Raw genomic sequence first — 24,596 nt, 5'->3', positions numbered from 1 at the left:
CCATTGCACCTACCAACGTGCGGGCAGGGCGCTATAGTCCGCGCATGGAACCGACTGCGACGCTGGACCGTGACGTGGCCCACCATGCAGCGCTCGATGCGCGCCTGGTCGAGGCCGTGGGAGGCATCCGCCTGCTGGGCCTGACCAGCTGGCCAGCCACGGTGCAGGCACCGTTCCTGGACAGCGTGGCGCGTGGCCAGCCGGTACTGCCGAAGGTGGATTACCCGAAGCTGGACTTCAGCGAAGAACGCCGCGCGCTGGCCGCGATCGCCGCCGACTGTGACGACAGCCATCCGCTGGGCCACTACGTGCGGCAGTCGGCACAGAGCTGGGACCTGGCCGCACAGCTGCTGGAAGGGCTGGGCACCGCTGCAGTCGATACCTGTTCGGTGCAGCTGTTCGGCGCCCCCGAGCAGCCGCTGCCGGGCAATGGCCCGAGTACGCGTGAGGCTGCACGCCACTTCATCCAGATCGCCGCCGAACTGGACCACGAACTGCTGGCGCCGGAAGAACAGGTGCCGGTCTCGGCCATCGCGCTGCAACTGCAACTGCAGAACGATCTGGACGCGTTCTTCGAATCGCGCATCATCCAGGTACAGCTCGATCCGGAGCTGGTGTCCAAGGCCGCCGCCGGCCCGACCCGCATCCGCCTGCGCACTAGTGCGCGCTTCAGTGCCTACGACCGCGCGCAGCTGTTCCACCATGAAGCGCTGGTGCATTCGCTGACCGCCCTGAACGGCCGCGAGCAGCCGGTGCTGCCGAGCCTGGCACTGTCCTCGCCGCGGGTGACGGCAACCCAGGAAGGGCTGGCCACCTTTGCCGAGCAGATCACCGGCAGCATCGACATCGAGCGCCTCAAGCGCATCAGCCTGCGTACCGAAGCGATTGCGATGGCCCGCGAAGGTGCTGATTTCATCGAAGTGTTCCGCTATTTCTGCGATGCCGGGCAGAACGCGGAGGAGAGCTTCGCCTCGGCACAGCGCGTGTTCCGCGGCGTGCCCCCGAGTGGCGGCCTGGCCTTCACCAAGGACACGGTGTACCTGCGCGGCCTGGTGTCGGTGCACACGTTCTTCCGCCACATGCTGGCCGAGGACCGCCTGCAGGTCTGCCGCTGGTTGTTCGCGGGCAAGATGAGCCTGACCGATGCGATCGCGTTCGCGCCGTTGTTCGACGCGGGGGTGCTGAAGCCGCCGCGCTGGCTGCCGCATTGGGTGAGCCGGGCGAATGGCCTGGCCGGGATGCTGGCGTTCTCGCTGTTCGCCAACCGGATACGGATGGACCAGCTGGCGCCGGAATGAAATGCGTTGGCGGACCCGCCAGCGCCTGCCTGCTATCGGTGGGGAGGAGGCGGGGCACCCCGGCCAGGACACGCAAAAGCCCCTCCATGGTGCTCGATGGCGCCATCCATGGCGCCAACGGTCCTGACCAGGGTGCCCCGCCTCCTCCAGACAGTTTTCTGCGGGCGCGGTAGCAGGTCCACCAGAGGGATTGCGCTTGAAAAGCAAAGAGCCGGGCAATGCCCGGCTCTTTGCTTTTGCTTTTCATTGCCTCCGCGCCGGCGCAGGAAATTGTCGAGCGCGGTGGGACGGGCCGAGGCAGGACCGTGAGGCGCATGGATGCGCCGACCGAGCCTGCAGGGACGTACTTGCGGCGTGTCCTGCCTCGGCCCGTCCCACCTCGCCCCGCTGCGGTACTGATGCGCCGCAGCGCCCGCTTCTGACTTAGAACTCCGCCGCCACCGTCATGAACAACTGCCGCGGTGCGCTTGCATGGATCGCATAGCGCTTGCCCTCCGGATCGGTCGGTGCGAACGAACTCAGCTGGCCGGCATAGCGCTTGTTGGTCAGGTTGGTCGCATTCAACGACACCCGCACGTTGCGCAGGCCCAGGCCGGGGCCGAAGTCGTAGCCCGCACCGGCGTCGAAGGTAGTCACGCCCGGCACCGACTGGTCGTTGGTGTAGGTGTAGTAGCGCTTGCCGGTGTACTTGGCACGCAGGCTGGCGAAGAAGCCATCGCGGTTCCAGCTGATTTCACTGGAGGCCATGCGCTGCGGCGTATCCACGGTGATCTTGCCGGCCACCGGCACCACCGCGCCGCCGGACAGGTAGTCGTCCTCGTAGGTGGTCTTGTTCCAGGACAGCGCGTTGTACCACTGCAGGCCGTCGATCGGCTTGAGGATGAAGGTCAGTTCCGCACCGTAGCTCTTCACCGAACCGACGTTGATGAAGCGCGTCACGCACTCCGGACGCGTGCCGACTTCGATGCTCGAGCACGGGTTCAGCGACAGCAGGCGGTTGTCGAACTTCACGTTGTAGCCCGCGATCGACGCCTGGTACTTCTCGCCGAAGGTACGGAAGCCGGCTTCCAGGCTCTTGGACTTCTCCGGCTCCAGCCCAGCACTGGCCGCGAACGATTCCGGCGACACCTGCAGCGGGCCGCCGCTGCCACCGCCGACGAAGGCGGCGATGTTCTCGGCGTAGGAGGCGAACAGCTCGTTGTTGGCGTTGAGCTTGAAGCCCAGGCCCAGCTGCGGCAGCACCGATTCCTTGGCGGTCAGCGTGCCCGAGGCGATGCTGGTTTCCACGCCGGGGTTGGCGGTGGCGCGCATGCGGGTGTTCGGGCTCTTGATGCCCACGTCCACGGTCAGGCGCTGGTCCAGGAAGCGCATGCGGTCCTGCACGTAGAACTGGCGCGTGCGGATGTCGAAGTCCTGGTTGAACAGCAGGCGGTCCGGGTTCTTCAGGTACAGGTCGTCCAGGAACGGGCCGCTGATGTAGTAGAAGTTGCGCGAAACGTTATGGTCGTTCTGCTCGTACCACAGGCCGGCTTCCAGTTCGTGGATGCCCACCGTCCACGACAGCGCGGCGGTCAGGCCATCGCGGTTGATCGTGTAGTTGGTGCTGCGGATCGAAATCGGCAGCATCTTGTCGGTGCCGGGGTAGGACGGCTGGCCCGGTGCCCACCAGTGGCCCTGGCCACGGTTGTCGTGGTGATAGGCCAGCAGCTTCAGGCGACCCTGCTCACCCAGGCGAAGGTCAGCATCGACCGAATAGAGGTTGTCGTCACGCAGTGCACGGCTCTGGTAGTACGCATCGTCGATGCTGGTGACGCCACCGCTGAACCTGCACTTGCTGCGGTCCAGCGTGCCCGGCGCGCAGTACGCAGCAGCCACGGCTCGATCCCAGTCCGGTGCGTAGATGTTCCAGTCATAGCCCAGGCCGCGGGCCAGCATGTCCTTGGACAGGTAGGCGTAGTTGGCCTGGCTGGCGCGCGAGGTGGCCACGAACGCACCGAAACGATGGTCGCCCACGTTCCACACCGCCTTGGCGTTGAACTGGCGAGTGGTCTGGTTCTGGTACGGCGCAGCCCACATGTCCTGGTCCTGGTGCACGCCGGACACGTAGGCCGAGAAGCCGTTGATGTCGCCGGTATCCACGCGCAGGTAGCCACGGCGCTGGCTGTTGTCGCCAACGGTGACGCTGGCGCGACCGCCGAATTCGGTGGACGGGTCCATCGAGAAGTACTGGATGGTGCCGCCCAGGTTGCTGGTCGAGGCCACGCCCAGCGAACCGATGCCCTGCGACAGCTCGGCACCGGCCAGGTTCTCGGCGATGATCGCGCGGGCGATGCTCAGGCCGTTGTAGTTGCCGTAGCTGTTGTCGCCCAGCGGGATGCCGTCCAGCGTGTAGCCCAGGCGGCTCTTGTCGAAGCCACGCAGGCTGATGGTCTGCGATTCCTCGTTGGCACCGAAGGCGTCGTTGGACTGCACCGACACGCCCGGCAGGCGATCGAGGATCTTCTGGCCGCTGGTGCCCGGCGGCAGCACCTGCTTGTCGACGGTGGTGATGCGCTGCACCTGGCGGGTCTCGCCCTGGCCGATCACGGAGACGGTATCCAGCGTCTGCGCGCTCAGCGCGGCATCGGTGCTGGCGCCGGCATCGGCGGCGGTGGCGGCATGGGCGCTGGCGGCGGCGGAGAGCGCGATCGCCACGGCGATCGTCAGGTGTCGGGTCTGCATGGTGGTCCGTTGCATTGGGGGTGGTCACCGGCACGCGTGCGCGGTGCATGGCCACTATGCGAACGGAACATGAAACCTTCTTTACGGAAAACCAACGAACGGTGCAGGACAGTGGTGTGCGTCCTGCAACCTGTTCGTCATGGTGGTATGCCGGAGAGAATCAGAAGCGCTCACCGGGCCAGCTGAATTTGAGCTGGTCCATGCAGTCACGATCATGTTCGGAGAATGAGAACCCGATCTGGATGCCGTTCAGTACCGTGCCGAACACCGTCGACTCGTCCAGACTATGCCCTGACGGGACGGAAAGGACGTTGAAGTCGGGGTAGCGACGACCCATCTGCTTTCGCGAGATGCAGGCGCCGCCCAGCGACAGCGTAATGCCTTTGATGATTCGCCCCGACGCGTCGGTGTGGATCTGGCCAGAAGGCCCCTTGATCCTTCCGGCGACCACGAATGGCGCCAGATCGATGGTGGCGCTGTCGCCCCGGCCCCTTCCTGCTTCCGAACGCGAGCCGGCCGGAGCCAGTGGTGACAGCTGCGCGACAAGGTCAGAGCGTGCCAGTTGGAAGGACCAGCGCTCCACGAGCCGCCAGGTTGCGTCCGCCTCTTCTGCAGTGGCAGCGGGTGGGGTTGCCGCCAGTGGCGTGGTGGCGACCGCAAGAAGCGCAATCAGTATTGCACGCATGCCAACCTCCTTGATCCGCGATGTCAGCCGTTCGTCCATTGGGCGCGGCAAGCGCTGGCAGGTATAGCACCGGTTCTGCCGATGCATCGGGAAGTGCATCTCAGAAATGCAGAAACAAAAAGGGGCCGGATCCCCCTCGCAAGCGAAGGTTCACCGGCCCCGCGCACTCCGTGGGGGAGGCGGTCCACGCGCTGCGTGGAGACGGGCTCAACCCATGTACAGGCCACCGTTGACCGGATAGTCGGCGCCGGTCACGTACGAGGCTTCATCCGAGGCCAGCCATGAGCACAGGCCGGCCACTTCTTCCGGACGGCCCAGGCGTCGCACCGGCACCGAGGCGGCCAGCCGGTCCAGCACGTCCGGCGGGAAGCTGCTGATCGCCTGGCTGGCGATGTAGCCCGGCGACAGCGTGTTGACGGTGACCCCGCGTGAGGCCACTTCGGCGGCCAGCGCACGGCTGAAACCATGCATCGCGGCCTTGGCGGTGGCGTAGTTCACCTGGCCGATCTGGCCCTTGTGGGCGCTGACCGAACCAATGTTGATGATGCGGCCCCAGCCACGCGTGGCCATGCCATCGACCACCTGCTTGGTGAGGTTGAACAGCGCATTGAGGTTGGAGGCAATCACCGCGTTCCAGTCCTCCACCGTCATCTGCCGGAACAGCAGGTCGCGGCTGCCACCGGAGTTGTTGACCAGCACGTCCACTTCACCGACTTCGGCGCGGACCTTGGCGAACGCCGCGCTGGTCGAGGCCCAGTCGGTCGCGTTGCCTTCGGAGGCGATGAAGTCGAAGCCCTGTTCGCGCTGCTCGCGCAGCCAGTTGGCCTTGCGCGGTGAGTTCGGCGCGCAACCGGCAACCACGGTGTGGCCGCTGCGGGCCAGGCTCTGGCAGATGGCAGTACCGACACTGCCCATGCCGCTGGTGACGTAAGCGATTCGAAGCGTCATTGCAGAAGGCTCCTTTGGTAAGGGATCAGGCCGCGAGCGGGTACAGGCCGAACAGCAGGCTGCCGACCATCAGCAGCATCGAGATGGCGATGGCCCACTTCAGGGTGAACTTCTGGTGGTCGGCGAACTCGACCTTGGCCAGGCCCACCAGCAGGTAGGTGGACGGCACCAGCGGGCTGAGCAGGTGCACCGGCTGGCCGGCCAGCGAGGCGCGCGCCATCTCCACCGGGGTGATGCCGTAGTTGCCGGCGGCCTCGGACAGGATCGGCAGCACGCCGAAGTAGAACGCGTCGTTGGACATGAAGAAGGTGAACGGCATCGACGCTACTGCGGTGATCACCGCCAGGTACGGGCCCCACGATTCCGGGATCACCGCCAGGAAGCTGTGCGACATCGCTTCGACCATGCCGGTGTTGTTGAGGATGCCGGTGAAGATGCCTGCGGCGAAGATCAGCGACACCACCGACAGCACGTTGCCGGCGTGGTTGACTACGCGGCGGCGCTGTTCGGCCAGGTTCGGGTAGTTGATCACCAGGGCGATGGCGAAGCCGACCATGAACAGCACCGGCATCGGCAGCACGCCGATGATCAGCGCCGTCATCAGCGCCACGGTCAGGGCCAGGTTGACCCACAGCAGCTTCGGACGCTTGATGTCCTCGGCGTCTTCCACGGTCGGCAGCGGGTTGCTGTCGTCGGACACGCTGTTGTCCATCCAGCTGCCACCCTTGGGCAGGGTCACCACGCCGAGGCGACGGCGTTCCTTCAGGCCCAGGTACCAGGCCAGCAGCAGCACGCCGGCACAGGCGATCACCATCGACGGGATCAGCGGCACGAACACATCGGCGGGGTCCACGTGCAGCGCGGTGGCCGCGCGGGCGGTCGGGCCGCCCCACGGGGTCAGGTTCATCACGCCGCCGGCGAGGATGGTCACGCAGGTCATGTTCAGTGCGTTCATGCCCAGCCGCTGGTACAGCGGCAGCATCGCCGAGACGGTGATCATGTAGGTGGTCGAGCCATCACCGTCCAGCGAGATCAGCATCGCCAGCACCGCGGTGCCGAGCACGATCTTCATCGGATCGCCCTTCACGAAGCGCAGGATCACCCGCACCAGCGGATCGAACAGGCCGGCGTCGATCATCACCCCGAAGTAGAGGATGGCGAACATCAGCATCACGCCGGTCGGCGCGATCTTCTTGATGCCCTCCAGCATCATCTCGTCGATGTTGGCGCCGAAGCCGCCGATCAGCGCGAACAGGATGGGGATGGTGATCAGGGCGACGAGCGGCGACAGGCGTTTGCTCATGATCAAGTACATGAACGTAATGACCATGCCAAAGCCGAGGATGCTCAGCATCATCTGCGGACTCCTTGCGAAAACAGGACGTGGGGGAGTGGAAGGGGCCCGGGCGGAATACCCGGAATGTCGGGCTTAGAAGTCGTACTGCAGGCGCCCGGTGACCGCGCGCGTGCGGTCCACCGTGACCCCGGCCAGGCGGTCGCGGTTGCGGCTTTCGATCACGTTGAGCATGAAGCGCAGGTTGTCGCGCAGGTACCAGTTGCCACCCAGCGTCCACGCTTCGGTGCTGCCGCGGCGCAGGTCGGCTGCACCGTCGAGGTGCTGTGCGCCCCACATCTGGTCGTAGCGCAGTGCCACTTCGAAGGCACCGGCCTTGTGGCGGATGTCCTTCACCCGCGCGAAGCGGCCGGTTTTGCGGTCGTAGGCGCGGCTTTCGCCGGTGACGAACCAGCTGAGCATGCCGTAGGCGGCCATCACGTCACCGCGCTGCGCGCCGTCATCGAAGGTGGCACCACTGAACTCGCCCTGCCACGACAGCGGGCCGCGCACCTGCGCGTATTCCAGCGACCACTTGTTGACGTCGGTATCGCGGCCAGCGGAGAAGTCGACCAGGGTCAGGCGGCTCTCGTCGGACAGGTGGCCGGCCGGGCGCGGGCGGATGCGCAGGCCAGGCACGCCATTGGCGCCGGGGTTGTCGTAGGCCTCACGGGCCAGCGACAGGCCCAGGTGCAGCACGTCGCCATCGCTGGGCGAGGGCGCCCAGGTGACGCGGCCACCGGCGGCGCGGCCCTTCACCTGCCAGGCGTCGATGCTTTCCAGGCTGTAGATGCTGGCCGCCCAGGTGAAGTCACCTGGACTGGCCTGCCACGATGCACCCAGGCGGTACAGCGGCGCCAGCGTGGTGCCGGCGTTGCCGCGCTCCAGGAAGCTGCCGTAGTTGGAGCTGGTGCGGTCATCCAGCGAGAAGTACTGCTTGAACTGGCCCACGGTGAGCTTGCCGGCCTTGCCGAAGCTGCGTGCCAGGTACACGTCCTTGGCCTCGACGCGGTCGCCGGAGAAATCGGCTTCCAGCTTGTAGTCGACCACGAAGAACTTGCCGGACACATCGACCCAGGCACGGCGGATCTCGGTGTCATCCTTGTTCGGCGTACCGCGGTTGTCGTTGTCGAAGGTGGCGAAGTCCAGGTGCAGGCGGCCTCCGAGCGAAGCCGTGACCGGACGATCGTCTTCGGCGGCAAAGGCCGGCGCCGACAGGGCAGCCAGCGCCATCATGGCGGCAGGGCGCCGCCAGGCAAACGTGAATTCCACAAACCCTCCCAGGTGCGCGCCAGGCGCGCGGCAATCGTGGGCACCGGACGGTGCGCGGCCGCAGTCTGGGTTGCCGTAGCTGTCATCGTCCTGTCAACGGATTGTGCGGTGCAGCGTAAAACCGGCCACTGCGCTCACTGGGCCACGCCCGGCAAGCGCGGCGGCGGCATGCGGTAGCATTCGTTTCCCCTCCCACCCCCGTGCCCATGCGCCTGCTGCTGGTCGAAGACAACCCGGATCTGGCCGATGCGATCATCCGCCGCATGCGCCGCAGTGGGCACGCCGTGGACTGGCAGGCCGATGGCCTGGCGGCCGCCAGCGTGCTGCGCTACCAGAGCTTCGACCTGGTGGTTCTGGATATCGGCCTGCCCAAGCTCGATGGCCTGCGCGTGCTGGCCGGCATGCGCGAGCGCGGCGACAGCACACCGGTGCTGATGCTGACCGCGCGCGACGGCATCGAAGACCGTGTGCAGGCGCTGGACGTCGGCGCCGACGATTACCTGGGCAAGCCGTTCGATTTCCGCGAGTTCGAAGCGCGCTGCCGCGTGCTGCTGCGACGCGCGCGCGGCCAGGCCAGCGAAGTGGTGCAGATCGGTGGCTTCCAGTTCGACAATGCCGCGCACCGGGTCAGCCTCGACGGCGAACCGATCGAACTGCCGAACCGCGAGTACCGGCTGCTGGAGATCCTGGTCGGCCGCCTCGGCCAGGTGGTCGGCAAGGATGAGATAGGCAATGGCCTGTTCGGCTTCGACGATGAAGCCGGCCCGAATGCCATCGAGCTGTATGTGGGGCGCCTGAGAAAGAAGCTGGCAGGTGCACCGCTGCGCATCACCACGGTGCGCGGCGTTGGCTACCTGCTGGAAGCCAGTGATGACAGCGCCGACGCCGATGGCTGACGCGCGGACCGCGAACGCCGCACCGGGCTCGCTGCGGCGCACGCTGCTGCTCTACCTCGGCGCGTTGCTGGCGGTGTTCGCGGTGGCTCTGCTGTTTGCCGCGCGCGGCTATGGCCAGCGCGCCGCCAACCGTTCCTACGATCACCTGTTGGTGTCCTCGGCGTTGTCCATTGCCGATTCGGTGGCCCTGGTCGATGGCCAATGGCAGGTCGATCTGCCCTATGCGGCGCTGGACCTGCTGGCGATGGCCCCGGAAGACCGCGTGTTCTATCGGGTCGCCGACAGCCGTGGCAACCTGATCACCGGCTATGGCGACCTGCCGGCGCCGCCGCGCCGGCCCGGCACGCAACCGCAGCTGTTTGATGCGGCGTACAGTGGCGAGACCGTGCGCTTCGTGGTGGTCGGCCGCAGTTTCGCCGCCGCCTCGGCGCAGGGCGAAGTACAGGTGCAGGTCGGCCAGACCCGGCGTGCGCGTGAAGCGGTCGCGCAGGACATGGTCAACCGCGCACTGCTGGCGATCGGTGTGCTGTCCGGCCTGCTGCTGGCGCTGGTGGCCTTTGGCGTGCATCGCGCATTCCGGCCATTGGTGCGGGTGGAACGCGAGCTGTCACGCCGCGAGCCCTCTGACCTGAAGCCGCTGGATGCCCGTGTACCGCGCGAGATGGACCAGATGGTGGCGGCGTTGAACCGCTTCATGGAACGCCTGTCCAGCAGCAACGAGACCTTGCGTGCGTTCATGGCCGAGGCCGCGCACCAGATGCGCACGCCGTTGGCGGCATTGCGTGCGCAGGCACAGCTGGCGCTGGATGACGACGATCCCGAAGACATGCGGCGCAGCCTGCAGGCGATCGAGCGCAACGCCACCCACATGAGCCGGTTGTTGAATCAGTTGCTCAGCGATGCCAGCGTGATCCATCGTTCGCATCTGCAGCGCTTTGCTGCAGTGGATCTGGCCGAGACCGTGCACCAGGCCCTGCATGAAGCGCTGCCGCAGGCCGGCCCGGCGCCGCGCGTGCAGCTGGCGATGACCGCCGAGCCGGTACAGGTGCATGGCGATGCGCTGCTGCTGCGCGAGGCGATCAAGAACCTGGTCGACAATGCACTCAAGTACGGCGGCGACGGTCCGTTGCAGATCGCATTGACCGTGGAAGGCGGGCAGGCCGTGCTGACCATCGCCGACCACGGTGCCGGCATTGCCGCCGCTGATGCCGAACGCGTGTTCGAGCGCTTCGCCCGTGGCGAGGGCGCGCCGTCCGGCGGCGCCGGGCTGGGCCTGGCCATCGTCAAGCGCGTGGTCGACAGCCATGGCGGCCGCATCGATCTCAGCAACCGTCCGCAGGGTGGTTTGATCGCTACCATCCGCCTGCCCCGGAGCAGTTCATGATCCGCCTGTTCGCCACCGCCGTTGCCCTGCTGTTGGCCCTGCCGGTGCTGGCCGCGCCCGGCGATGTGCGCCGTTTTCCCGCACAGGCAAAGACCACGGCGCAGCTGCGCATCCACGGCACCACCGACATCGAAGTGTTCGCGGTGGTCATCGCCGACTACCAGCGGCTGCACCCGGGCACCGAAGTGGTGTACGAGGACATCATCACCCAGGACCTGTACGCGCGGTACCTGCACGACCGCGGCGGACCGGCATCGCCGGACCTGCTGATCTCCAGTGGCATGGACCTGCAGACCAAGCTGGTCAACGATGGTCATGCACTGCCGCACCGCTCCGCTCAGACCGCCGCGCTGCCGGCCTGGGCGCAGTGGCGCAACGAGGCATTCGGCATCAGCTACGAGCCGGTGGTGATGGTCTACAACACCCGTGCACTGCCGTCGGCGAAGGTGCCGCACACGCGCCGGCAACTGCTGGACCGGTTGCGCGCCGAAGGCGCACCGCTGCGCGGCAGGGTCGGCACCTATGACATCGAACGCAGCAGCGTCGGCTACCTGCTGTCAACGCAGGATGCGCAGCGTGGCAGCATCGCCGGTGCGCTGCTGGGCGCGCTGGGCGACAACGACGTGGTGCGCGAGGAGCGCACCGGCGTGCTGCTGGACAAGGTGGCCAGCGGACAGCTGTCGCTGGTCTACAACGTGCTCGGCTCTTACGCGCAGGCGCGCATCGACGCGGGTGCTCCGCTGGCGATTGTGGAGCCTGAGGACTACACGCTGGTGGTACTGCGTACCGCGGTGATTCCACGCACCGGCCCACACCCGGAAGAAGCCCGGCGCTTCCTCGACTACCTGTTGTCGCCGCGTGGCCAGCAGGTGCTGTCACGCGAGGCACGGCTGATGCCGATCGTCACCGGCAGCGCACGTGGCGACGATGCGCCCGGCCGCAGCCGCCGCCCGATCCAGCTGGGCCCGGGCCTGCTGGTGTACCTGGATGCACTCAAGCGCCGCCAGTTCCTCGATGCCTGGCGCAGCAGCGTGGAGCCGGCAGGGCGCTGAGGCGACGGCCTGCCCGTACAATGGCGGCATGAGCGAATACACCATCCTGATCGCCGATGACCACCCGCTGCTGCGTTCGGCGGTGGTGCAGTCATTGCGGCAGAGCCTGCCGCTGGCGCAGGTGCGCGAGGTCGCCAGCGCCGAGGCATTGGCCGAAGCCCTCGACGCGCACCCGGACGTGGACCTGGTGCTGCTCGACCTGACCATGCCCGGCGCGCACGGCTTTTCCGCGCTGCTGCACGTGCGCGGCTCGCATCCGGACATCCCGGTGGTGATCCTCTCGTCCAACGACCACCCCCGTGTGATTCGCCGCGCCCAGCAGTTCGGTGCCGCCGGTTTCATCCCGAAGTCGGCCCCGGCCGAGACCATTGGCGAGGCGGTGCAGGCGGTCCTTGATGGCGGCTTGTGGTTCCCGGCGATGGCCGCCGAACGCTCCGAGGCCGACGCCCTGCTGGCCAGCCGCCTGGCGCAGCTGACCCCGCAGCAGTTCCGCGTGCTGCTGTGCCTGGCCGATGGCCTGCTCAACAAGCAGATCGCCTATACGCTGGGGCTGGCGGAGAACACGGTGAAGGTGCATGTCACCGCGATCCTGAAGAAGCTCGAATGCCATAGCCGCACGCAGGCGGCGGTGCTGGTGAAGGCGCTGGAGCCCGAGGGCGACGCCGGCGGGAGGCTGTAACACACCGATCACTGCGCCCCGTGCGTCGCTCCCCAGGCCTGCAATGCCAACAGCACAGCCTCGCGGGGCAGAAGCTCTTGTTCGATCCGCCCCTTCGGTTGCATGAGTAGATGGCGATGGAACGCCTGCTCGTCTTGGTCCAGTCCCAAGGGTGGGGTGGAATCGGTGGGAACCGGCTCCTTCACTGCCAGTGCTGCGCAGTAGCGATCGAACATGGGGCGGTCCATCAGTACGCGCTGCAGTTCCGGCAGGTGCAGGCGCGCGCGGCCCAGCATCAGCAGGCCCCAGCTGTCCATGTCTCCCCAATAGCACACTGCGCGGCCACGCAGCCAGGGAGCCTGTAGCCACCCCAGATCCAGGCCTGAACCGAGCACAGCCACGGTATCGGTCAGTGCCGGCAGCAAGTGAACGCAGTGCTCGTTTTCGACCAGCAGCAGCCGTGTGCCGGGCAGCGGCGCGTGCATCAGCTCACTGGCTCGCACCCGGATCTGGTCGAAGGGCAGCAGCCCCGCTGTCAGCGGCACCACCCGCAGCCAGTGTTCGCCGCAGTCCTGGCCACCGAGGAAGGCAGCCAGGCCCTGCGCACTGGCCTGGTTGTCGAAGCGCTGGTCGAGCAGGGCAGTGACCAGGCCCTGGTGGCGTTCGAGGAACTTCGTGTCCATGCCGCCGAGGGCCAGCGACCGTAGTGGCTGCCCTTGGGCGATACCCGGGGTTAGCAGTGCCGCCACCGCGCACGCGCGAACTACGTCTTCGTCGCTGCGTTCGCGCCATAGGGCGCGGCGGCGCGCCAGCAGCCCGCGCATATCCTGGGGAGCATGCTGCTGCAGGAACTGCAACCGCTGCGCTTGGAGCTGGACGTCGGCGCCGGCCGCCGCCGCCCATTCCTGCAGGCTGGCGAACTCCCACGCGACCGGCAGCTCGATGGCAGATGCGACGCTGCGGTAGCGGCGTGGCTGCCAGCGTACGTGGCCTACAGCAACGCTACGCCAGTGCTGGAGATGCGCACGCACGACGGAGGTGTCCCGTTCCAGCTGCAGTGGCGTGGGTTGCGGGATCTCTACGATCCGTGGCCACGCGGCGGCATCAAGTGTCAGGTCCACGCGGGCCTGCGCTTTTTCCCACTGGCGCGCCAGCAAGAGGCTAATCTGTTCAGGCGTTTTCATCTGCGGAGGGACTCTGCGGCCCGCCGTACCTGGGCGTGATCCTCCAGCGCCTGCCAACTCAGCGATGTCAGGGTCGATTGGCGGCCCCGCCGGTGGACCACGATGGCCGAACGCGTATGGTTGCGCAGCAGGCGAAGTTCCTTGTTCGGGGTAACGAACAACGGGTGCAGGCCGAATTCGTGAAGTGCCCGCACAATGCGGCCGGCCACCGCGTGCGAGCTCTTGGAGAACGCTTCGTCCAGCACCACGGTGGCGAACAGAGGGCGTTCATTGCCCAATGGGCACAGTGCGTAGCTCAGCGATGCCGTCAGTACGTAACTGGCGATGATCTCTTTCTCACCACCGCTGCCTCCTTGGGAACTGGTCCGCTTTTCAATGATGCGTCCGCTGCCGCGCTCGCAGACCAGCACTGCGAAACGCAGGCGGTAGCGCGGGTCGAGCAGAGCCAGCGCGCCCTGGGTCTTGCGCCGTTCGGCGGCGTCGCGCAGCAGCGCGACGACCTGCGCCAACGCTTCATAGTGGGCTTCGCCTTCGTCGTCCTTCAACTGTGCCGCTCGCAGGTACTGCCGTGCCTTCTGCAATGTGCGTAATGACTCGTGCTCCACGCGCTGGGGCTCAAGTTGCAGATAGCGGTCCTGCTGGAAGTCGACCCGGCACAGCGTGGTATTGAGCGCGTGGATGCGCTCTTCGATCTGTGCAACTTCGATGTCCACTTGGCTGAGGAGTTGAGTGACGCCCTGGTCGGAGGACTGGTTCAGGTAGTCCAGGAAGCGGCTCAGCCGCTCGGGCAGGGCTTCTTCCACCAAGGTGGTCAATCGGGCGCGATAGGCCGGAACATCCTCCACGCTGATCCCGGCCTCGCTCAGCGCACCGGTATCTTGCGCCTTGGCGGCGGCCAGCTCGCGCAGGAGCGCCTGGGTCAGGGTGTTCAGGCGTGTCGAACTGCGTTTGACCTCATCGGCCATACGCTGGCTGGCGACACGCTCCTGGGCATCCAACGCGTGTGGATCGGCAGCCAGGGGAGCGGTGAAGTAAGCAGCTGCACGTTGCCGTTGCTGACTGTCCAGTGGCGCCTGGATACTGGTGCGAGCTGCGTCCATCTGCTGCGCAGCTGCGGCGATGTCCTTCTCGAACTGCGCGGATGAGGCGGTCAAGGCCGCGCGTTCATCCAGCTTCATCCGCGTATGCGCCTGGGCTGCTTCCAGGGCCAGGCGCGCGTGTTCAATCTTGGAGCTGGGGGACGTCAGCTCTTGCAGCTGGGAAATCAGGTGCTGCAGTTCCTGTTCAATCCGGCCATGATCGAAGTCCTCCAGACGCATCGCTTGCAACTGGGTGATCAGCTGCAGGCCACGCTCGGTGGTCTCGGCACACTGGACCGCGTCGTGCTTTATAGTGTCTGCCCTGGCAGTGTCCTCGGCATTTTCGCGCACTGATCGCTCCAGCTGCTGCACCCGGTCACGGTTATCGAAACCGGTCATCCAGTCGCGGTCCAGTGGCTTCTGGTCCTGTTTTTCGAATCGTCCGCCACTTCCGGAGAGACCGCCCTGCACGGTCATCGCATGTGCTGTGCGGTGTAGCGCCTGTGTGTCGGCTACGCAATGGCGATCCTTTCCTGAGACCAAGGCCTTCACGGCGTCGCGGTGCGGGCCGGGGGCGTACTCCAGCATGCGCGCGAACCCGTCAGCGAAGAACGAGGGTGCCCGTGCGGATGGTTGCGCATCTAGCAGGCGCACATGTAGCTTGTTGTCCCGGCTGTTGATCCAGGCCAAGGCCTGCGCGAATCGTGCCGCGGGCACGATCAGGCGCAGGCGGTCGCTGCCCAAGGCACGCTCGATCGCGCCGCGCCATTGCGCATGCTCAGGTAGGACCTGCACCTGTTCGGCTAGAAAGGGAAGGTCGTTCTCGTCCAGTTGCAGATGATTGGCCATCTCGAGGCGAAACATCTGCTGGGCTACCGGGACATTGGACGTGGTATGGCGGCGTGCCTGCGCCAGTTCGGCGGCCAGCCTCTGCCGGTCGTTGTCCAGCGCCTGCCAGCGTGCGCCGGCCTCCCAAGCGGCACTGCGCTGTTGCTGGGATGCCTGTGTCTGGACGTCGCGCAGTTCGGCCAGCGCTCGTTGGTTGTCATGCCATGTCGCATCATCCGTAGGGACCGGGAGATCCAGTCCGGCGGCGATCTGACGGTAGTGTGCGGCCCGCTCGCGCTTCTGGTCCAACAGCACCTGCTGTGCGTCGATGCGTTGCCGGAGCACTTCCAGTTGGGCGCCGCCACTGCCAATGTAGATGGCCTGCAGCTGGGTTTCCCGCTCGCGCGCCTGCGCGATGTCCTGCTCGGCCTGCTGTTGCTGCCGTTGCACCTCCGTGCGCTGCTGCTGCAGCTCTGTCAACCATGCTGACCACAGGTCGTGCCTACGCTCCGCATACCAAACCGGCAGCAGCGACTGCAGTTCCTGGGCCGCTTGGTTCTCGGCCTGCACCGCCTGGTAGTCCTTCCAGGTGCGCTCCACCGGCAGCAGCGCGTCGCGCTGCCGGCGCGCGGTTTCCAGTTCGGCGCGGATGCCAACCAGCACCGTGAACTCGTCCGCCACCGCGCGCGCGCCTTCGAAGCCGGAACGGTCATCCAACACCAGTTCGCGGAACACCTCGTCGATGCTGTTGAGCTGCTTGAGTCCGGCGGCACGGTTGAGCAGCGAAAAGGCGTTCTCACCCACCTCGAAATGGCTGCGCAGCCGGGACAGGAACGTCTGCTTTGTTTCATAGACCTTCACGCCTGGGACCTGGCGTTCCAGTTCCTTCAGGCCTCGTGCGCTGCCATCGCGATGTGCTTCCAGCCAGGCGTCCAGTCCGGGTTCGTCGGAGAGGCAGAACAGCCAGCGCCTTTTCAGGTCGGCCAGCGCAGAACTGGTGCCATCGAACCAGAACACGGCGCCGACGCGGACGGTGGACGCACCGTCGCTGAATCGCGCAGCGATCGCGCTGACCACGGCGCCCGGGCGACCGATGTGGGCGGTATCGCTGCTGTCGTTGCCGGCACCAGACACACCCCGTACATAGGACACCAGATCGCGGTCACTCTCGTGTCCGCCAGTGGAGGCAAGGTTATATCGGGGCGCGGCCACCAGCAGCGTCATCAGCGCGTCGATCAGGGTGGTCTTGCCACTGCCCGTCGGGCCTATGATGGCGGTGCCGGCCAGGTCCATGCATGCGCTGTGGCGCCCTTCGAATGGCCCCCAGTTGTACAGGTCCAGATCGGTCAGGACGCTGCTGGGCAGCAGGGATGAGTCGCTCATGCCTCCTCCCGCGCATTGTTGTCAGCGGATTCACCCGCGCGATCGGCAGCGTCGCTCATGGCCTGCAGCAGGGCCTGCAGGTTTTCCGGGTTGGCAAGGTGGACAATGATCGGACGGATGGTGACGCGTTCCTGCTCGTCGATGTCCGATACCAATCCATGGCCTTTGAGTTGTTCCAGTAGTGCCAACAGCCGCTTGCGCTCCTGCTGGTCGCTGCCGAGGAAACCCAGGTAGGCCTGCAGATGCGGCAGCAGGTCATCGATATCCAGCTGTGGGGGGAGGGCGCCGACGCCCGACTCAATTTCGTGGGCAATGAACTGCTGGCGCAGGATCGCCACCAGCAGCGACTGTTCCAGGGTTAGACGCTGCTTGCGTACCAGCGGGTGTGACCACTCATCCAAGTCATCGCCGCCATCGGCCACGACCAGATAGGCCAGTCCACGGATGTCATCGATGCGGACGTCGAGGTCGAGGTTGGCCAGCACCGCACGGATGGTATCCGCCTGGCTCAGCACAATCTGGTACAGATTGGGCTTTGCACCGTCCACAAGGCCGTGGCGGAGCAGTTCAAGCAGAGCTTGCCGCACCAGCGTGTCCAAGGGGAGTGTGGTCGACGGCGCTGGGGTCGGATCGGGAACGGAGGGCATCAGAGCCTCGCTATCGGAAAACGGGAATGAGCTGGATGCTTGAGTCATGGTTCCCACGCGAAGTCGTTCAAGGCATCCGGATCCAGCCGGACGTGCGGCACTGTGAAGCGCAGCGTGCCACCATCGCGGGCCAGCACATTCAGCTGCTCGGTGTCGCCAGTGAAGTCACTGGCGGCTTCGCGTGCCATGCCGATCCATACCGCCAGGCTCTCCAGATCATGCGTGGGCGGTAGTGCCGCAGCCAGTTCGACAAGCGACACCGGTGTGCCGGCCTCGCGAACCCAGTCGAGTGTGTCGTGCACCAGTGCTTCCCGATCGAGGCCATCAAGCGCGTCCCAGAAGTCCGGTTCTACCTCGGTGATGTCGGCGGCGCGGCGCTCCAGCGCCAGCTCGCGGCGCGTTTCTGTATCCAGGTCCTTGCAGCGCAGGCGCTCGACTAAGGGCAGACCACCGCAGGAGAAGGCGATTGGAGGCAACGGCGAGTGAGCGCGTCGTTCGGACTGGCGCGACCAATCGACATGCTGCGCCGCTTGGAACACGTCATTCAGCAACTGGCCCACGCGGTTGTGTTCGGCGGCCACGCCGGTGCGCAGGAACCCACGAACATCGCGCTCGCTGCGCGAGCGAGTGCGGATCACGACGGCTGATTCCTTCACCAGGCGCAACACCAGTAGTCGCAGTTCGGTTTCCTGTGGTGGATTCAGGGCATTGCGCGCGCCCTCGTGCTCCAGGATCCTGCGCAGGCGCCGCTGCATGGCATGCAATTCGACGTCATCGCGCAGTTGCAGGTGGAAGGTCTGGAATACCCGTCCTTCTGGAGTCTGGAGGAGTTCGTCATGGCCATCCAGGAAGGTCTGCAGGATCGCGCCGCGATGATTGCCTTCGGCGACGATGTCGTGACGCAGACGCTGATCGGCCTCGCGCCAGGAGTCTTCCACGCGCCGGAAGTCTGCGCGCAGGCCGACGGCGAGGGTGTACAGTTCACGGATCGCCTCGCTGGCTTCCTGTGCGCTGGCCACTTCGACATGCCCGGCCTCGGCGCGTGTCAGTTCATCCTGCAGTGTTTTGATCTGCTGACGCAATTGTATCGCGCGGGCTTCCGGGTCGCTATTCAATCGCGCATCCAGATGCTCGATCTCGCGCTGCACTACCGCCAAGCGCGAGGCCGTGGAGGTCATGATCCGTCCTTCCAATGAACCGATGAAGCGAAGCGCGCTTTCCAGTGCATCGGTGGCGTGCAGCCGACTCTCGCGTTCAATCACCAGCGAGCGCCGAATCCAGTCGCGTAGTTCACGCCGTGCGACTGCTGCGGGATCCCCTTGGATGTCCAGTTCGCTGTTGCCGGCGTGGGCGCTGAACAGGTCGGCCAGGGCCGTCTGCGCGTCCTCGACCGGAACGCCGTCCGAACTGCCCTCGAACAGCGTCTGCAGGCAGCTGAGCATCAGTGGTGCCCGGCGTGCAGCGACGATCTGCCACGCTGGATGCCGAGAACGTGCCAGCAGATAGCGTTCAAGACGTTCGCGAGGGCCGTTGATCATGGTGCATCAAGCAGGTGGAATGCCTTGCTACAGTGCCACGCCTTGCCGCGAGGGGCCAGCATGTGGCCTCAAGCGCATCCGGTAAGCGGATCCCCATCGTGTGTGCCGCCATTCCAAAGGTGACAACTGTCACCCGCGATACCGCACCAGCAACTGACTCATCAGCGCCCGCAGCGCCGGCGGTTTCACCGGCTTGGCAATCATTCCCCAGCCACGCTCGGCGGCCATCTCACGCAATCCCGCATCGCGCTCGGCGGTGACCAGCACCACTGGTGGCCGGGCCCGCCACAGCTCTGCCAATGTCTCGTACAGCACCGGCCCGTGGTGATCGCCCATGCGCACGTCCAGCAGCACCAGCTCTGGCACGGTTGCCGTCGTGGCCAACTGCAGTGCGGCCTGCGGGCCATCGGCCAGCAGCACCTCGCAGCCCCAGCGCTCCAGCAGCGCGCGGCTGGCCGCGCACACGTGCGGATCGTCATCGATCACCCACACCCGGCGCCCTCGCAGCGGGTTGTCCGCCGCCGGTTCCTGCGCCAGCACCGGGGCGGGCGCGGTGGCGGGAATCGCGCCCGCGTCGCCGAACGGCACGCCCACGGCGAACACGCTGCCCTGGCCCAGCTGCGAGCGCAGCCGGATCGGATGTCCGAGCAGGCGGCCGATGCGGTCGACGATGGCCAGGCCAAGGCCCGCACCGCGCTGCTGGCCGTCGTGCAGGCGGCGGAATTCCTCGAAGATCTCGCCCTGCAGCGCATCGGGAATGCCGGGGCCCTGGTCGTGCACTTCGATCCACAGCAGGCCTTCGCGGCGACGGCAGCCCAGAAGCACGCGACCGCGCTCGCTGTAGCGCAGCGCGTTGGACAGGAAATTCTGCAGGATGCGGCGCAGCAGCGCTTCATCGCTGACCACCACCGCATCGGTATCGACCCAGTCCACCACCAGGCCACGTGACTGCGCGGCGATGCCGAATTCGCGCGCCAGTGTCTGCAGCAGCGGCCCGAGCCGGAACGCCTGCACACGGGTCGGCAGGCTGCCCGATTCCAGCCGCGCGATATCCAGCAGACTGTTGAGGATCGCATCCTGCGCGGCCAATGCAGCGTCGATGTGATCGCTGGTCTGCTGCTGCGCCGGGTCGCTCAGCTTGCCGCGCAGCACCGAGACGAACATGCGCGCTGCGTTGAGCGGTTGCAGCAAGTCGTGCACGGCCGAGGCGACGAAGCGGGTCTTGTAGCGGTTGGCCTGTTCGGCCTCGCGGCGTGCTTCGTCCAGGTCGTGGGTACGTTCGGCGATGCGGTGTTCCAGTGCATCGGCCAGCGAGCGCAGTTCGCGTGCAGCATTCTTGTAGCTGGTGATGTCGGCGTAGCTGGTGACGAAACCGCCGTCGGGCAGCGGGTTGCCGCGTATCTCCAGCACCGTACCGTCGTCCTTCTCACTTTCGCGCATGTGCGGACGGCCGCTGCGCAGGTGGTTGAGGCGACGCTCGATGGCCTCGTCGACCGGGCCGGGACCGAGCAGGCCACGGCGTGCGTTGAAGCGGAACAGTTCCTCGATGGGCCGCCCCACGCGCACCAGGTCCAGCGGGAAACGGAACAGTTCCAGGTAGCGCGAATTCCATGCGACCAGACGCAGGTCCCGGTCGATCACCACCACGCCCTGCGGCAGGTGTTCAAGGCTGCGGCTTAGGCCGCTGTCGGCATCGGTGGCGGCCTGCAGCAGGCCATCCTGTGCGGTGCGCAGTTCCTGTGCATGCTGCTTGAGCAGGGTTTCCAGCTCGCGGCGGCTGCGCAGGCGATGCTTGGCCAGGCGCCGGCGCTGCTGCACGAACAGCACCAGGAAGCCCAGCGCCAGCCACGCAGCACCTCCGGTAAGCGCGGCCGCACGGCCGGCGGCGGTGGCGGCACTGGCGTCGTGCAGCAGGTGCAGGTTCCAGTCTTCGGCCGGCAGCGCAAGGCTCTGCCACAGCATCGGCTGCGGCAATGCCGGATCCAGCAGGCGCACCATGCGGCCGCCATCGGCCAGTACATCCTCGGTACGTGCGCGCAGTGGCTGCAGGGTGCGATCGGCGTACTGGCGGGCGTCCAGCATCTCGCGGCGCTCATCGGCGCCCAGTGGGCGCAGCAGGCGGTAGCGCCAGCTGTCACGGTTGGCCAGGAACACCACGTCGTGGTCGTCGCTGGCCAGCACCACGTCAGGGCTGCTCAGCCACTCCTGCTCCAGTGCCGACAGCTCGACCTTGATCACCACCACGCCGAGCCGCTTGCCGTCTTCCTCGATGGCCTGCGACAGGTAGTAGCCGGGCACGCCGGTGGTCATGCCGATGCCGTAGAAGCGGCCGCGGCCCTGGGCCAGCGCCTGGCGGTAATAGGGACGATAGCTGTAGTTCTCACCGACGTTGGTGGTCGGCTGGTCCCAGTTGCTCGCCGCCACCGCCACGCCATCGTGGCCGACCAGGGTCAGGGTCGAGGCACGGGTGACTTCATTGGCGCGTTGCAGCTTGAGGTTCAGCCGCTGCCGTTCGGTGGGCGAGGGCGGTACGCGCAGCGCGTGCAGCAGATCCGGATCCAGTGCCAGTACCTGCGGCAAGGTGCCGAAGCGGTCGATGCGCTGCTGCAGGCCCTGGCCATACAACTGCAGCTGGCGTTGTACCTGGCTGCTTTCCTCGCCGAGGGCGCGCCGCCAGGCGTAGTGGCCGGCGGCGACCGCACACAGCACGGTGCCGCCGACCATCACCGCGATGGTCAGCAACAGCATCCGGTGGCGGCTGAGCCAGTACATGGCGGCAGTCTACGCAGGGCCGGCGGGCGTGGCGTACACGCCCGCCGGGATCTGACGTGGAAGGGGTCAGAAGTGCATCTGCGCGCGCAGTTCGAAGATCTCCGGCGTGCTGTGCACGCCGCGACGGCTGGCGTCGACCTTGACGTAGTTGGCCTGGAACTTGAAGTGGCTGGTCAGGTACCAGTTCGCACCCAGAGTGAGGTCGTGCTGGCGGCCGCCGAGGATGCTGCCATCGTCGAGGTCCATGCGGCTGTAACGGGCCACCAGTTCCACCGCGCCGTAGTCGTGCGCCGGCTTGATGTTGGCCACCGCACCGGCGTTGTACGGGCGCGATTCGCCGGTCAGCACCCAGCTCGCCATCGCGTACTGGCCGCTGCCGGTGTAGTCGGGCTTGCCGTCATTGCGGGTGACCGTGGCGCGCAGGGCTTCGGCCTGCAGCGAGAACGGGCCGCGGATCCAGATGCCTTCCAGGCCGGTGCGGCGGATCTGGTCGGCGGTGACCAGCGCGCCGGAATCGACATAGCGGATGTCGGTCAGGCCGGCTTCCGGACGTGCGCGCAGGCGCGCGCTGGCCTCGTGGTGCACGTCGCGGCCATCGCTGTAACCGCGCGGATTTTCCTGCGAGTAGGCCAGGCCCAGGTGGATCACGTCACCCGGCGCCTTCACCGGGGTCCACACCGCACGCACGGCCTGGGTGGTGCCCGGGTTGTCACCCTGCAGGTCCTTGCCGCCATAGGCGCCGGCCTGCAGCAGGTACTGCGGGCGCTCAAGCACCCATTCCACACCCGTGCGGCGGCCAGCGTAGAAGGCCTGCACCGGCAGTGCGGTTTCCAGGAAGCTGCCGGCGCGCGAGGACGTGTTCGCGTCCAGGCCGACCGGGGTCTTCATGTAGCCGAAGCGGAAGCGGCCGATGTCGCGGCCGAAGAAGGCCTTGCTTTCGAAGCGCACGAACACGTCCAGCCAGGTATCGGACTGGAAGTCGTAATAGACCATCGCGTCGTAGACGCCCTTCTTCTTCAGCGTCGCTCCGAACTCCTTGCGGCGCACGGCGTCGTCGTCCTCAAGGCCACTGCCCGAGGAGAAATCGTTGTAGTCGTAGGCGATGTTGGCGGTAGCGGCCAGCTCGGTGCCGTCGCCGAAGGCGTACTTGGTCGGCCAGTTGTCGAAATCGGCAGCCGAAGCGAAGGCGGGAAGCGCGGCCAGCGACAGGGCCAGCAAGGTGGGAATCGGGCGCATGTTGGGTGCGGCTCTCTCAGATTGCGTGTGGACAGGACAACAACGGCCGCAAGGGCCGGAACTTTCGCAATGACGCGCCCGGCCGTTCAGCTCGGGCCACCGGCCTCCCCGTGATCGGGCGGTGCGGCGCCAGTGTAGGCACCGCGGCCACCTGAACCGGGGGGCTAGTACCAATAGGTTATCTGCGCCAGCGTGCCCGGCGCGTACAAAGGCGTCCATTGGTCGCACCCCCTGCGCGTGCTGCACAGGGCCTGCGGTCAGTTTCCACGGTAACGGTTCCCGTGCAGTCCCGGGGCCGTACGTGCCTGAAAACGCCCCTTCCGGAGTCCGCCATGCACATCCCGACCGCAGCACCGGTGCCTGCAAAGCCGTTGCCGATCTATCGCCAGCTGTACTTCCAGGTGATCGTGGCGATCGTCCTGGGCGCCATCCTCGGCCACTACGAACCGTTGATCGGCGAGAAGATGAAGCCGCTCGGCGATGCCTTCATCAACCTGGTGAAGATGATCATCGCACCGGTGATCTTCCTGACCATCGTCACCGGCATCGCCGGCATGACCCACCTGCGCACGGTGGGCCGCGTATTCGCCAAGGCGATGGCGTACTTCCTGTTCTTCTCCACGCTGGCGCTGATCGTCGGCATGATCGTGGCGCACGTGGTGCAGCCCGGCGCCGGCATGAACATCAACCCGGCCGAGCTGGACCAGACCGCGGTGCACAGCTACGTCGAGAAGTCGCATGACCTGACCCTGGTCGGCTTCCTGATGGACATCATCCCGAAGACGCTGCTCAGCGCGTTCGTCGATGGCAACATCCTGCAGGTGCTGTTCGTGGCCGTGCTGTTCGGCATCGCGCTGGCATCGGTGGGCGAGAAGGGCAAGCCGATCGTGAACTTCCTGGAGGCGCTGGTCGCCCCGGTGTTCAAGCTGGTCCACATCCTGATGAAGGCCGCGCCGATCGGTGCCTTCGGCGCAATCGCCTTCACCATCGGCAAGTACGGCGTTGGCTCGCTGATCAACCTGGCCTGGCTGGTGGGTTCGTTCTACCTCACCGCCTTCCTGTTCGTGGCGGTCATCCTGGGCCTGGTCTGCCGCCTGTGCGGCTTCTCGGTGTTCAAGCTGGCGCGCTACCTGAAGGCCGAACTGCTGCTGGTGCTGGGCACCTCCTCGTCGGAGTCGGCGCTGCCGTCGCTGATGGAGAAGATGGAACGCGCCGGCTGCAGCAAGTCGGTGGTGGGCCTGGTGGTCCCGACCGGCTACTCGTTCAACCTGGACGGCACCAACATCTACATGACCCTGGCGGCGCTGTTCATCGCCCAGGCCACCAACACCGAACTGACCCTGGGCCATCAGATTGCCCTGCTGCTGGTCGCCATGCTCAGCTCCAAGGGCGCGGCCGGCGTCACCGGCGCCGGCTTCATCACCCTGGCCGCCACCTTGGCCGTGGTGCCGGAGGTGCCGGTGGCCGGCATGGCGCTGATCCTGGGCGTGGACCGCTTCATGAGCGAATGCCGCTCGCTGACCAACTTCATCGGCAATGCCGTGGCCACGGTGGTGGTCTCGCGCTGGGAGGGGGCGCTGGACCGCAACCGCCTGAAGCTGGCGCTGGACGGCCGCGAAAGCGAACTGCCGCCGCTGATCGATGCCGTGCCCGAGGCGCTGCCGGCCAGGGGCTGATCCAAG

Annotated in this window: 17 protein-coding genes and 1 pseudogene; 6 read left to right on the top strand and 12 right to left on the bottom strand. The window is 66.5% G+C overall.

The genetic code is table 11. From position 1 onward, the window contains the following. The first annotated feature begins 44 nt into the window (after positions 1–44). Positions 45–1,298, top strand: coding sequence for a flavohemoglobin expression-modulating QEGLA motif protein (locus ACX9OT_RS00795; protein WP_049463662.1), 1,254 nt, complete (start codon positions 45–47; stop codon positions 1,296–1,298). Between the two features lie 423 nt (positions 1,299–1,721). Here ACX9OT_RS00795 and ACX9OT_RS00790 read toward each other — a convergent pair whose 3' ends face one another. The 5 genes from ACX9OT_RS00790 to ACX9OT_RS00770 form a co-directional block, all read right to left on the bottom strand. Beyond that, positions 1,722–4,019: a TonB-dependent receptor gene (locus ACX9OT_RS00790; RefSeq protein WP_049463661.1), complete on the bottom strand. Its 2,298-nt coding sequence runs from the start codon at positions 4,017–4,019 to the stop codon at positions 1,722–1,724. 160 nt (positions 4,020–4,179) lie between these two features. Then, entirely contained in the window at positions 4,180–4,704 is a 525-nt protein-coding gene (locus ACX9OT_RS00785) for a hypothetical protein (protein ID WP_049400271.1), read from the bottom strand. A gap of 207 nt (positions 4,705–4,911) precedes the next feature. After that, on the bottom strand, positions 4,912–5,652 hold the full coding sequence (gene phbB / locus ACX9OT_RS00780; protein WP_049463659.1) for an acetoacetyl-CoA reductase: 741 nt from the start codon (positions 5,650–5,652) through the stop codon (positions 4,912–4,914). A gap of 25 nt (positions 5,653–5,677) precedes the next feature. Continuing rightward, complete coding sequence (locus tag ACX9OT_RS00775; RefSeq protein ID WP_032130486.1) at positions 5,678–7,006, bottom strand: CitMHS family transporter; 1,329 nt, start codon at positions 7,004–7,006, stop codon at positions 5,678–5,680. A 75-nt stretch (positions 7,007–7,081) separates the two neighbouring features. Then, positions 7,082–8,221: an OprO/OprP family phosphate-selective porin gene (locus ACX9OT_RS00770; protein WP_100437663.1), complete on the bottom strand. Its 1,140-nt coding sequence runs from the start codon at positions 8,219–8,221 to the stop codon at positions 7,082–7,084. Positions 8,222–8,463: 242 nt separating this feature from the next. Here ACX9OT_RS00770 and ACX9OT_RS00765 point away from each other — a divergent pair, with 242 nt between their 5' ends. Genes ACX9OT_RS00765 through ACX9OT_RS00750 form a run of 4 tightly spaced genes read left to right on the top strand, consistent with a single transcriptional unit; the run spans position 8,464 to position 12,268 of the window. Beyond that, on the top strand, positions 8,464–9,153 hold the full coding sequence (locus tag ACX9OT_RS00765) for a response regulator transcription factor (RefSeq protein ID WP_049463657.1): 690 nt from the start codon (positions 8,464–8,466) through the stop codon (positions 9,151–9,153). Beyond that, complete coding sequence (locus tag ACX9OT_RS00760) at positions 9,146–10,537, top strand: sensor histidine kinase (RefSeq protein WP_049421788.1); 1,392 nt, start codon at positions 9,146–9,148, stop codon at positions 10,535–10,537. Before ACX9OT_RS00765 ends, ACX9OT_RS00760 begins: the two co-directional genes overlap by 8 nt. Beyond that, the gene (locus ACX9OT_RS00755; RefSeq protein ID WP_049463656.1) at positions 10,534–11,589 is read left to right on the top strand and encodes an ABC transporter substrate-binding protein; all 1,056 of its coding nucleotides are present in this window, start codon (positions 10,534–10,536) and stop codon (positions 11,587–11,589) included. Before ACX9OT_RS00760 ends, ACX9OT_RS00755 begins: the two co-directional genes overlap by 4 nt. Before the next feature lie 28 nt (positions 11,590–11,617). Then, a complete protein-coding gene (locus ACX9OT_RS00750; RefSeq protein WP_049463669.1) occupies positions 11,618–12,268 on the top strand; it encodes a response regulator in 651 nt (216 codons plus the stop codon). 8 nt (positions 12,269–12,276) lie between these two features. On the opposite strand, the gene ACX9OT_RS00745 is transcribed toward ACX9OT_RS00750, so the two are convergent. The 7 genes and pseudogenes from ACX9OT_RS00745 to ACX9OT_RS00715 all read right to left on the bottom strand — a co-directional run bounded on the left by ACX9OT_RS00745 (position 12,277) and on the right by ACX9OT_RS00715 (position 22,914). Continuing rightward, entirely contained in the window at positions 12,277–13,431 is a 1,155-nt protein-coding gene (locus tag ACX9OT_RS00745; RefSeq protein WP_065428867.1) for a Wadjet anti-phage system protein JetD domain-containing protein, read from the bottom strand. Then, the gene (locus ACX9OT_RS00740; RefSeq protein ID WP_279947653.1) at positions 13,428–16,199 is read right to left on the bottom strand and encodes an ATP-binding protein; all 2,772 of its coding nucleotides are present in this window, start codon (positions 16,197–16,199) and stop codon (positions 13,428–13,430) included. The genes ACX9OT_RS00745 and ACX9OT_RS00740 overlap by 4 nt, the downstream gene beginning before the upstream one ends. A gap of 327 nt (positions 16,200–16,526) precedes the next feature. Then, positions 16,527–16,721 (bottom strand): annotated as a pseudogene (locus ACX9OT_RS00735) (ATP-binding protein); the annotation flags it as partial. Beyond that, positions 16,718–17,416 (bottom strand): DUF4194 domain-containing protein, encoded by a 699-nt coding sequence (locus ACX9OT_RS00730; RefSeq protein ID WP_049463653.1) that lies wholly within the window; start codon positions 17,414–17,416, stop codon positions 16,718–16,720. The pseudogene ACX9OT_RS00735 and the gene ACX9OT_RS00730, both read right to left, overlap by 4 nt. Continuing rightward, positions 17,413–18,906: a DUF3375 family protein gene (locus ACX9OT_RS00725; protein WP_049463652.1), complete on the bottom strand. Its 1,494-nt coding sequence runs from the start codon at positions 18,904–18,906 to the stop codon at positions 17,413–17,415. The genes ACX9OT_RS00730 and ACX9OT_RS00725 overlap by 4 nt, the downstream gene beginning before the upstream one ends. Positions 18,907–19,035: 129 nt before the next feature. Next, a complete protein-coding gene (locus ACX9OT_RS00720; protein ID WP_049463651.1) occupies positions 19,036–21,678 on the bottom strand; it encodes a hybrid sensor histidine kinase/response regulator in 2,643 nt (880 codons plus the stop codon). A gap of 66 nt (positions 21,679–21,744) precedes the next feature. After that, positions 21,745–22,914 (bottom strand): OprO/OprP family phosphate-selective porin, encoded by a 1,170-nt coding sequence (locus ACX9OT_RS00715; protein WP_049463650.1) that lies wholly within the window; start codon positions 22,912–22,914, stop codon positions 21,745–21,747. A gap of 332 nt (positions 22,915–23,246) precedes the next feature. On the opposite strand from ACX9OT_RS00715, the gene ACX9OT_RS00710 reads away from it, so the two are divergent. Continuing rightward, positions 23,247–24,590 (top strand): dicarboxylate/amino acid:cation symporter, encoded by a 1,344-nt coding sequence (locus ACX9OT_RS00710; RefSeq protein ID WP_049398388.1) that lies wholly within the window; start codon positions 23,247–23,249, stop codon positions 24,588–24,590. The last annotated feature ends 6 nt before the right edge of the window (positions 24,591–24,596 follow it).

It is taken from the genome of Stenotrophomonas genospecies 3 (assembly GCF_054473855.1).
The sequence above is the reverse complement of the archived record's forward strand: the minus strand, read 5'-3'. Positions and strand labels throughout refer to the sequence as shown.